We start from the raw sequence: 10320 nt of genomic DNA, 5'->3' as shown, positions 1-10320 counted from the left end.
GCGTCCCCTTCGCCCCAGCGCACGCTCTCCTTGATCCCGGGACGCGTGCCGTCGGGGTCTTTCGGCTCCCGCGCCCACATCCAGGCATCCACCACGCCCAGCGGCTCGCGCTCGGGGGTGATGGCGTCCGTGGGGTGCAAGTACATCCCGCGCTGCGCCTCGAAGCTCAATGGACCCAGACCGTCGATGGCCTGGCCGTTGAAGTTCAGCTCGGTGGTGTCCTGCAGGCACAGCACCACCGGCTGGGTCGCCATCCGTTCGCGCGTGCATTGGCGATGCGGTTCCAGGATATCCATCCACTCGAACGTCTCCTGGGACAGAAAGCGATACGCCGCCTGGGTCTCCGCCCAACCATGACACGCGCCCGGAATGCTCGCCGTGGGTCGCTCGGCCAGACGCTCCACCAATTGAACCACCCGCCGATCGCGGCGCGCGTCGCCCAGAGCGATCCCGCGAAATTCGTCTTCTGCCCAGCCCATGCGATCCCCAATGAACGTGAATGCTCAAACCTATTTTACCCGCACACGGGGAGTTGTGTGTAATGGGATGCCTTAAGAGATCTCGGGTACGTCATTTATCAAATTCAACCAAATCATGGCTTAAAAGAGTCCTCGAAACTGGAAGCCGCGCAGAGGCAGAAGTTCGATTATGTTGCCGTACCGACCGATGAAGCCACGGGCTTCATTGCGGAATATCGGATGTCATCAAACATCTGAGTCCGCGACCTGCCCGCAAGGCGGGCAGGCCGGAATGAATCCCCCCCTGGAAGCGTCCGCCGATCCTAAGGCCAGACGGGTTTCCGATAGGTGAGGCGAAGGCAGCATGCAACGATGTCTTCAAGCGCTCGATCCCGGCTCGTCCGACTGGCCCCTGTCCTCGTTGGTTTCCGCTTCGACGGTGGTTTCGGGCGACTCCTTGATTTCCGGCCCCAGTAGGATCGCGAGCGGGCGCGTATGCGGGCTTGCGTCGAGGGCGATGATCAAGGCCGTGGTGAGCGGCACGGCGAGGAACATGCCGACGGTGCCGAACAGCCAGCCCCAAAACAGCAGCGCGATGAACACCGCCAGGGTTGAGATGCCCAGCCCCTTGCCCATGATGCGCGGCTCGATGACATTGCCGATCAACGTGTTGATCACCAGATAGCCCGCCGCGACCAGCAGCGCGGTTGCCAGGTCGATCTGCACCAGCGCGAGCAGAACCGCCGGAATCATCATCAGAAGATTGCCGATCACCGGCAGGAAGTTCAGGAAAAAGGCGAGCACGGCCCAGAGGGCGGCGAAGTCGACCCCGAAGAAGATCAGCAGGAGCCAGACGCAGCAGGCCGTGGCCAGGCTGGTCAGAACCTTGATCCGCATGTAGCGATTGATGTTGTCGAGCAGGCGACGCAGGCGCGCGTTGCCGGCTTCCGTCAGGTGAAACGCCGCCTTCAGCTTGGCCGGCATTGTCGGCACTTCCATCAGGATGAAGATGACGGTGAGCAGCACCAGCAGCCCGGTCGCGAAAATGCCGCTGGCGTTCGACAATAACCGTTGCACCGCGTTCATCACCTGGTTTGGATCCATCAGATCCGGGACCGCCGCGGTCGAGTTTTCGACGCCGATGCCTTCCATCCAGCCGCCAAACTGCTGGCTCAGGAGCATGAAGCGTTCCTGATAGGTCGGCAGGCTTTCCCGAAAGCCCTCCAGCGCCCCGGTGGTCAGCAGGGCCAGGAGGCTGCCGAGATCGAGTAGCACGAAGGCCACCACGACCAGCGCGACCCATTTCGGCGCGCCCTTGCGACGCATCCAGTCGATGGCTGGGATGGCGATGATCGCGATGAAGATGGCCAGCAGGATCGGCGACAGAAGCGGCGCGGCGGCCTCCAGCAAGGTGACGACCAAGGCAAAAGCGCCGGCGACGATCAAACCGCGGGCGGGCGGGTTGAAGGTGGAGAGTGCGTTCATGGTCTCGATGACTCCTGACGTAAGGTGAAGAGGATTCGGTACGGTGAGCGGTGGCGGCGGGTCAATCGGGAGTGCCCTTGCTCCCGCCCTCATCCGGGAAGAGGGCATGCACGCATGATCCGCGTGCATCATGGTGATTTTTGGATCGAAGCCTGACGCCGTTCGTGGTGATGCTTTCCGTTCGTGGTGAGGCACTCGAACCACGAACGGCGTCAGGCGAGGCGCCAGCGGTTCTCGTTTTGGCGTCAAAACGAGAATTGCTGGCGAAGCCGGGTCGCGGCGATCAGGCGAGCGCCTTTTCCTTGAGCCGGTCGAATTCTCCCTGGCTGATCGTGCCGGCATCCAGCAGCGCCTTGGCATCGCAGATCTGTTCGGCGGGCGATTTGGCGGCCACCTGACGGATATAGGCGTCCGTGTCCGATTTCGCCTGCCGCACGGCAGCGAGTTGGCGATCGGCCATGCCTTTGCCACGGAACAGGACGTAGAACAGGGCGGTGAAAAACGGCAGGAACACCAGACCGATCAGCCACAGCACCTTGTAGCCACCATGCAGCGCGGGATCGCGAAACAGGTCGAAGACGACATGAAAGAGAATGATCAGATAGGCGACGAATAAAAAGCTCGATGCGATCAGAAAAATGAAGTCCCAGAAATTAGCCATTTGGAATCGGTCTCGTTGGATGGATGGATGGATGGATGGATGAAGAGTCGAACCGGTTGACCCCGGCGGTGGCCGTCACAGTGCTTGCGCGATGTGACGGATTTGTTGGCGCTTTACTTAATGGCAGGGCGCTAGCGCTTCGCTGCCCAAGTGCCGAGAACGTGGCCTCCTCCTTGTCGTTGTCGTCATCGAATATTCGTCATGTCGAGACAGCGATCACGATCACGATCACGACAACGACCTGAGACGGTCCCGGGACTTTCGCACAGTTGCACTAGGCGCTACCGACTGGCGATGCCAGTCCGGTTTGGTCGCGTCGCGGCACCACACCCCCGAACCAGGTCACATAGAGCGTCGGCAGGAACACCAGCGTGAGCAGCGATGCAACGGCAAGGCCGCCCATGATGGCGAAGGCCATCGAGCCCCAGAAGACCGTGGGCGCGATCGGAATCATACCGAGAATCGTCGAGAGCGCGGTGAGCATGATGGGCCGAAAGCGCGACAGGCTGGCCTCGACCACCGCGTCCCAGACCGTCTTGCCCGTCGCCCGCTCCGCCTCGATCTGATCGATCAGGATCACCGCGTTCTTGGCGATCATGCCGATCAGGGCGAGGATGCCGAGGATGGCGACGAACCCGAGTGGCTTGCCGGAGGCCAGCAGGGCGCCGACCACGCCGATCAGGCCCAGCGGCACCAGGCTCAGGACCATGAAGAGACGCGCGAAGCTCTTGAGCTGGAAGATCAGCAGGGTCAGCATCAGCAGGAGCATCACCGGCACCACCGCGAAGACCGAGGCCTGGGATTTGGCGCTCTCCTCGACCGCGCCGCCCAGCTCGATGCGATAGCCCGTGGGCAAGGTTGCGTTCAACGCGGCGATGGGCTCGGCCAGCTCCGCGACCACGGCCTCCGGCAGGATCTCCGGCGTGACATCCGCCCGAACCGTCAGGGTTGGTACCCGGTCGCGCCGCCACACCATGGGATAGTCCTGGCCGTACTCGAAGACGGCGAACTGACTGAGCGGGATGGTGCGCCCGTTGGGCAGCGACACCGGCAGGCTGCGCAGCGTTTCGACCGACAGACTCTGTCCCCCCAGTTCGCGCGCCACCACATTGACCAGATAGATGTCGTCGCGGACCTGGGTGATGCCGGTGCCCGAAATATTGGCGTTGAGCGCGGTGGAGACCGCCTGGGTGCTCAGGCCCAACTGACGCGCCTTTTCCTGATCGATGCGGATATGCAACTCGCGCTCCGGTTCCATCCAGTCGAAATTGACCCGGCGCGAGCCGGGATGATCCGCCATAACCTTCGCGAGTTGCAGCGCGATGTCACGCAGTTGGGTCGGGTCAGGACCCATGACACGGTATTGCAGTGGCCAGCCGACCGGCGGACCCAGCTCCAGCGGCGACACCCGTCCGACGACCTCCGGGAAGCGCTCCGCCAGCAGTCGTTCGAGTCGCGGCTGGAGGCGTTCGCGTGCCTCGATGTCCTTGGACACGATGACGGACTGGGCGAAGAAGGGGTTGGCCAACTGCACGTTCAGCGGCAGATAGAAACGGATGGCGCCCTCGCCGATGTAGGTGCTCCAGCGTTCGATCTCGGGCGCGAACTCGGGATCCTCGCGCAGGATCTGTTCGAACTCGTTGACCAGCCGCTCGGTCGCATGGATCGAGGCGTTTTGCGGTAACTGCAGGTCGACCAGGAGCTCGGGGCGGTCGGACGAGGGGAAGAACTGGCGCGGCACCTGACCCAGGCCGAGGATGGCGGCGACGAAGATCGCGAGCGTCAGGGCGATGGTGAACCAGCGCGCGCGCATCGCCAGCGTCAGCAACCAGCGGTAGGCGCCGACGATGCGGCTCGGCTGGTCGCTCGCCCCGGCCTTGGGCGGGCGCAGCAGCGTCATGCCGATCAGAGGGGCGAACACCATGGCCACCAGCCAGGAGGCGATCAGCGCGATGCCGACCACCGCGAAGATCGAAAAGGTGTACTCGCCCGCCGAGCTCTGGGCGAAGCCGATGGGCACGAAGCCGGCGATGGTGACCAGGGTGCCGATGAGCATCGCCGTGGACAGATGCTGGTAGGCATAGGTGGCCGCGCTGGCCTTGTCGTCGCCCATGGCCAGGCGCCGGCTCATGGCGTCGATGGTGGTCATGGCGTCGTCGACCATCAGGGCCAGGGCGATGATGAGGGCGCCGAGCGAGATCCGCTGCAGGTCGATGTCGGCGATGTCCATCATTGGAAAGACCACGGCCAGCGTCAGCGGGATGGCGATGGCCACGACCGTGCCGGCGCGCACCCCCAGCGCGACGAAGCTGATCGCGAGCACGATGCCGATCGCCTGCCACAGCGAGGTGGTGAATTCGTTGATCGCAAGATCCACCGACAGAGGTTGATCGGCGACCAGACGCGGCTCGATGCCGAGCGGCAGGTCGGCTTTGATGTCGGCGATGGCCTTGGCGACATTACGCCCGAGCGCCAGGGTATCGCCGCCGTCGCGCATGGCGATGGCCAGTCCGATGGCGGGTTCCCCATTGATCCGGAACATGGGTTGGGGCGGATCGGTGAAACCGCGTCGCACATCGGCGATGTCGCGCAGACGCAGCATGCGCTCGCCGACGGCGAAGGTGACCTCGGCGAGGTCCCGCTCGGAGCCGAAGGCGCCCGAGACCCGAAGCGCGATGGACTCGTCGCTGGTGCTCAGGATGCCCGCCGGGCTGACGATGTTCTGGGCGCGCAGCGCGGCGATCAGGGTGCTTGGATCGAAGCCCAGCCCGGCGAGCCGCTCGACCGAGAAGTCGATATAGATGACTTCGTCCTGGGCGCCGAGGATGTCGATTTTGGAGACGTCGGGGACCGTGAGGAGTTGCGAACGGGCGGCCTCCACTGCGTCACGCAGTTCCCGATGGCTGAAACCATCGGCGGTGAAGGCGTAGATGATGCCGAAGGTGTCGCCGAATTCGTCGTTGAAAAAGGGGCCGACGATTCCTTGCGGTAGGGTGTGGCGCATGTCGCCCACCTTCTTGCGTACCTGGTACCAGGTGTCCGAGACCTCTCGTCCCTGCGTGCTCCCGGCCAGATCCACGAAAATGGTGGTGGTGCCGGCGCGGGTGAAACTGCGCAGGTAGTCCAGATTCGGGACTTCCTGCAGGGTGCGTTCGAGACGCTCGGTGACCTGGGCAATGGTCTCGTCGAGGGTGGCGCCGGGCCAGATCGCCTTGACCACCATGGTGCGGAAGGCGAACGGCGGATCTTCCGCGCGGCCGAGCTTGTAAAAGGAACTCACCCCGGCGGCGAGTACCGCGAGCATGATGAAAAGGGTGACCGAGCGGTTACGGATGGCCCAGTCGGAGAGATTGAAGCCGCTCATGGCCGGTCTCCGGTCGGGGCTCCAGTCTCATCCGGGGCTGCATCCGTGGCCGGGGTTGGGTTCGGGGTCGGCTCCCCGAGCAGGCGGACCTGCTGGCCAGGGCGCAGGGTCTGAACTCCCGCCGTGACCACCAGTTCGCCGGGTTCCAGACCCTGGGAGATCAGCACCCGATCCAGCGCATAGCTGGCCACGTCGACATTGCGCAGGGCCACGGTGCGCGACTCCGGGTCCAGGGTCCAGACCGCCGGGGCGCCCTGGGACGCGGTCAGCGCCGAGGTCGGGAGGCTGATCCCCGCGACCCCGCCGAGCTGGATGCTGCCGGTCACGGTGGAGCCGAGCCGCATCGCCTCCGGCGGTCTGGCGAGGCCCACCCGAACCTTGAAGGTCCGGGTCACCGGGTCGGCCTGGGGCGAGACCTCGCGAACCCGGCCGGTGGTACTGACCTTGGCGTCGGTGCTCAGTGTCACGGTCACCTCGTCCTCGGCGGAGGCCGCCTCGATCACCCGCGCAGGCACGTCGAAGACCGCGTCGCGTCCGCCTTCGCGGGCGAGCCGCACGATCATGCGCCCGGCCGCGACGACTTCGCCCGGCTCCGCGCCGCGGGCGGTGACGATGCCTGGCCCGTCAGCGATCAGGGTCGTGAAGCCAAGCTGGTTCTCGGCCGTGCTGACCTGCGCCTCGGCCGCGCTCACCTGCGCCTGGGCGGCATCGCGTGCCTCGACCGCCCGGTCGAATTGCGCGCGGGCAACGAAGCCGCGTGGCAGCAACGGCTCGTAGCGCTGGACCGTATTGCGCGCCTCGACCAGACGCGCCATGGCGGCGGCCAGATTCGCCCGCGCCGCATCGATGGCATTGCGCTCGTTGACCGCATCGAGTCGGGCGACGACCTGCCCCGCGCGGACCCGGTCGCCCACGTTGACGGTGCGCTCAATCAACTGTCCGCCGACCCGAAAGGCCAGGGCCACGTCATCCTGCGCCTGGACGTTGCCGGTGAGGGTCACGGTCTCGCCGCCCGGCAGTTCCTCGGCCGTCACGACCCGCACCGGACGGATCGGCTCGGGGACTAGCTGCGATTCTTCGACGGGCTGGCAGGCAGCGAGCAGCGCCAGCAGCGCGAAGGCACCGGTCAAGGATGCGCCAGCCCGGAAGGACGGAGACTTCCTGGTGCCGCGCGAGGACGAGATCAATGCTTCCACAAGGACACCTCCAGGGTACGATTTGTCGATTCAATGCGCCGGCGTTGCACGGTCCGCGCAGCGGACCTACCTTAGGGTCTGCTGCGCGGACCATCGGACGATCCAAGCTGACCATCACTGAGGATCAAGGACGATCATTCTATCCTACCGTGCGTCCCATCCATCCCGATTGTCCGGGCAATTTCGATTCGGTGACCGCATGTCATCTTTGGTCAACTCAGGCTTCTTGCAACCGCTGATCTCGGCGGTTCTCTCCGGTCTTGTCCTCGTCGGCTGTCAGTCGGTCCCGGCGCACCTGGACCGCTCGTTCGCCACGCAACTGGATGCATCGCTGCGGGTACTTGCCGCGCCCGGCAGCCGCGAGCCGGACCGCGCGCGGGCGTTGGCCGAGTCGCGTCGTCTGACGGCGGACCATCTGCCCGACCTTCTCGAGGACGCGACGACATCGGCGCTGAGTCCCGCCGGCGCGACCCTGCCTGGCGTTCATGCGCCAGCCGATTTCGCCAACCTTGCACCCGTCCCAACCAGCCGTGTGACCACCCCCGGTCTGCATCGCGTCGGCATCGGATTGCCGATGGTCGGCGAACTTCCGCCGGCGGATGCCAATGCCCCGCGCGCGGGCTATCGCGTGCCGCTCACCCTGTTGGCCCTGCCGAAGTCTAACCCAACGGAGTGCTGCGACACCGCCCTGGTCGATCCAGAGCGCATCCGTTCGGTGCGCACGGTCCACGGCGATTTCGCCACCACGATGGATCTGGAGGCGCCCATCGACGCCATCCGGGCGACCGGGCCGAGTCCGGTCGCAGGTCTGCTCAAACTGATTCGCCCCGGCCGCTTCAGCGGAACGCCCCGCGTCGTCTTCCTGCAACCTTTCGCGCCCGACAAGATCCCCGTGGTCCTGGTGCATGGCCTGATGTCGACGCCCCTCATGTGGGCGCCGCTGGTCAAGGCGCTGCTCGCGGACGAGCGGATCCGTACCCATTTTCAGTTCTGGTTCTTCTTTTACCCGACCGGACAGCCGGTCCCGCTCTCCGCGCTCCAGTTCCGGGAGGCGCTGGACGCTGTCGCGCACAACCACGGCCACCACAAGCCCATGATCCTGGTCGGTCACAGCATGGGCGGCATCCTTTCCCGCGCGCAGATCTCCCGGATGTCCGAGCGGGAGGCGGAGACCGTCAGATCGGGGATCGCGTCCCTGCCCGAGACCAGTCTTGTCCGCCGCGCGCTGATCTTCGAGCCGCGACCGGATGTCAGCCGGGCCGTCTTCATGTTCACGCCGCATCGGGGCAGCCGACTCGCGGCCAACAGTCTCGGCGCCTGGGGCATTCGCTTGATCCGCCTGCCGGATTGGCTGCTGGGAACGCTGATGCATTACGCCATGCTGATCCCGGAGATCGCGGAAGGGCGTCCGCCGACCAGCATCCAGGGACTGTCGCCGAACTCGTCCTTTCTGCGCGCGCTGGATCGCACCCAGCCAACCGTTCCGACCCATTCGATTCTCGGCGATCGGGGGCGTCGGCGCGGCAGCCTCCTGGCCAGCTCGGACGGCGTGGTAGCCTATTCCAGCGCCCACCTGGCGGCGGCCAAGTCGGAAGTCGTCGTGCCCGCCGGCCATGGCGGATTCGCCAATCCGCTCGCCATCGCGGAGTTGCGGCGCATTCTCCATCAGGAGCTGGCCGAGACATCCGGGCCTGGCAAGTCGGCATCCATGACATCGAACTCGATGCCAGGAAAGCATCGTCAAGCCGCGAACAAGCGCAAATAGACCAAAATCAGGCGCCCTGAACATTCGTGTATACCCTAAGGGTAGCGACGATGGCGACCGTGCCCGCAGCCACTGCGAACAGGGCCAGCAGGAACGGCCAGATGAACAGGAGATATTTGTCGTAACCAACCTTGGCGATCGTCAGGCCACCCACGATGACGACATTGGTCGGTGAGACCAGGAGGGTCAGGTCGTACCCAAGTATCCACATGGTGATGTGTGGTGGGCAGGCTCACGCCGGCAAAGTCGGCAAGTGGCGACAGTAGTTCTCGGAGAACGCCCGGACTTTTCTCCCGGTGCTCGAACAGGCGATCCTGAGACGGGGGCTGCCGCAGAAGCTCTTTGTTGACAACGGCGCAAACGATCGTTCCAAGCATGCCTATCCGGTTGCCTCCCACAGGCAGCCGACCTAGTCTGTGCGGATGCCAAACGATCTTCCGCCGGATTTGACGACGCCGAAGTCCCTTCCCGACTTCCAGCGCATCTTCCCGAACGAAGCGGCCTGTCTCGACGACCTGTACGCGCGCCGCTTTCCCCACGGCTTCGAGTGCCCTCGCTGCGGCGGCACTGGAGAGCCGTTTCGCTTTCGCAATCGCTCTGGAGTGGTCCGCTGCCGGACCTGTCGGTGTGACACAAGCGTGACCGCGAATACGGTCATCCGCCGGAGCAAGGTTCCCATCTCCACCTGGTTTTGGGGCGCCTATCTTGTGACGCATGGTCCCCCCGGAATGAGCGCCCTCCAGTTCCAGAAGTGGCTGGGCCTGTCTCGCGATGAGACGGCCTTCCAAATGCTCCACAAGTTGCGCGCGGCGATGGTGCGCCCCAACCGAGACTTGATCGGCCGTGAGTACCCCGTCGAGGTGGACGAGACGCTGGTTGGCGGCGCGACGCAGGGTGAGGGGAAAGGCGTCCACCACAAGACGCTGGTCATCGGCGCCGTTGAAGTTCATCCACGCCAAGCCATTCCGTTCGCGGGCGAGGATCCGAACTTGATCAGAGGGCATGCATGCGAGGAAGCGAAAGGCGCGGCGCGAAAGGGCAGACGCCGGAAGGCAGAGCCGACGTCCGCCAAAGGGGGGCATGGTCGGAGTGTTGTGGCGGGGCGACTCAGGCTTCAGGTCGTCGCCAACCGGAAGCAGGAAACGCTGGTCCCGTTTGTTCAAGCGACCGTGCAGCCCGGGGCGATGGTGCGGACTGATGGTTGGACGGGGTACGATCCACTTGAGGCCGCCGGGTATCTCCACGACCGTGTTGCCGTTCGTGGGGACCACGCCATCACGGACGCGCACCTCCCGATGATCCATATTGTCTTTGGCAACCTGGATGCCTGGCTCCTCGGCACGCATCATGGGGTCAGCTCCAAGCATCTTCAGGCTTACCTCAACGAGTTC

The 10320-nt window shown here is 64.8% G+C and carries 8 protein-coding genes; 2 read left to right on the top strand and 6 right to left on the bottom strand.

Translation table 11 applies throughout. From position 1 onward, the window contains the following. From CCR95_RS17780 to CCR95_RS17760, 5 genes are all read right to left on the bottom strand, one after another. Nucleotides 1-491, bottom strand: a 491-nt coding sequence (locus tag CCR95_RS17780) for an IS4/Tn5 family transposase DNA-binding protein (protein WP_476718528.1), incomplete at its 3' end; no start/stop codon positions are given. A 345-nt stretch (nucleotides 492-836) separates the two neighbouring features. After that, nucleotides 837-1943, bottom strand: coding sequence for an AI-2E family transporter (locus CCR95_RS17775; RefSeq protein ID WP_201096863.1), 1107 nt, complete (start codon nucleotides 1941-1943; stop codon nucleotides 837-839). Between the two features lie 283 nt (nucleotides 1944-2226). Further along, a complete protein-coding gene (locus CCR95_RS17770; protein ID WP_201096859.1) occupies nucleotides 2227-2604 on the bottom strand; it encodes a PLD nuclease N-terminal domain-containing protein in 378 nt (125 codons plus the stop codon). A gap of 274 nt (nucleotides 2605-2878) precedes the next feature. Further along, complete coding sequence (locus tag CCR95_RS17765) at nucleotides 2879-5968, bottom strand: efflux RND transporter permease subunit (protein ID WP_201096857.1); 3090 nt, start codon at nucleotides 5966-5968, stop codon at nucleotides 2879-2881. Then, a complete protein-coding gene (locus CCR95_RS17760; RefSeq protein ID WP_338115429.1) occupies nucleotides 5965-7164 on the bottom strand; it encodes an efflux RND transporter periplasmic adaptor subunit in 1200 nt (399 codons plus the stop codon). The genes CCR95_RS17765 and CCR95_RS17760 overlap by 4 nt, the downstream gene beginning before the upstream one ends. A gap of 199 nt (nucleotides 7165-7363) precedes the next feature. On the opposite strand from CCR95_RS17760, the gene CCR95_RS17755 reads away from it, so the two are divergent. Next, entirely contained in the window at nucleotides 7364-8929 is a 1566-nt protein-coding gene (locus tag CCR95_RS17755; RefSeq protein ID WP_201096855.1) for an esterase/lipase family protein, read from the top strand. 7 nt (nucleotides 8930-8936) lie between these two features. Here the strand turns inward: CCR95_RS17755 and CCR95_RS17750 are convergent, their stop codons facing one another. Continuing rightward, nucleotides 8937-9140 carry a hypothetical protein gene (locus CCR95_RS17750; protein WP_242523319.1) on the bottom strand — a complete coding sequence of 68 codons (204 nt, stop codon included), beginning with the start codon at nucleotides 9138-9140 and terminating at the stop codon, nucleotides 8937-8939. 211 nt (nucleotides 9141-9351) lie between these two features. On the opposite strand from CCR95_RS17750, the gene CCR95_RS17745 reads away from it, so the two are divergent. Then, nucleotides 9352-10320 (top strand): IS1595 family transposase (locus CCR95_RS17745; protein WP_201096854.1); only part of this gene is annotated, 969 nt, incomplete at its 3' end.

This window comes from Thiocystis minor, from assembly GCF_016653465.1.
Lineage (GTDB): Bacteria > Pseudomonadota > Gammaproteobacteria > Chromatiales > Chromatiaceae > Chromatium > Chromatium minus.
Note: the sequence above shows the minus strand (reverse complement) of the source record. Positions and strands in the feature narration are given on the sequence as shown.

What these genes read in the sequence shown, in the direction of transcription:
- CCR95_RS17755 (WP_201096855.1), top strand. Translation starts at nt 7,364, where the DNA reads ATGTCATCTTTGGTCAACTCAGGCTTCTTGCAACCGCTGATCTCGGCG.
- CCR95_RS17775 (WP_201096863.1), bottom strand. Translation starts at nt 1,943, where the DNA reads ATGAACGCACTCTCCACCTTCAACCCGCCCGCCCGCGGTTTGATCGTC.
- CCR95_RS17770 (WP_201096859.1), bottom strand. Translation starts at nt 2,604, where the DNA reads ATGGCTAATTTCTGGGACTTCATTTTTCTGATCGCATCGAGCTTTTTA.
- CCR95_RS17765 (WP_201096857.1), bottom strand. Translation starts at nt 5,968, where the DNA reads ATGAGCGGCTTCAATCTCTCCGACTGGGCCATCCGTAACCGCTCGGTC.
- CCR95_RS17750 (WP_242523319.1), bottom strand. Translation starts at nt 9,140, where the DNA reads ATGTGGATACTTGGGTACGACCTGACCCTCCTGGTCTCACCGACCAAT.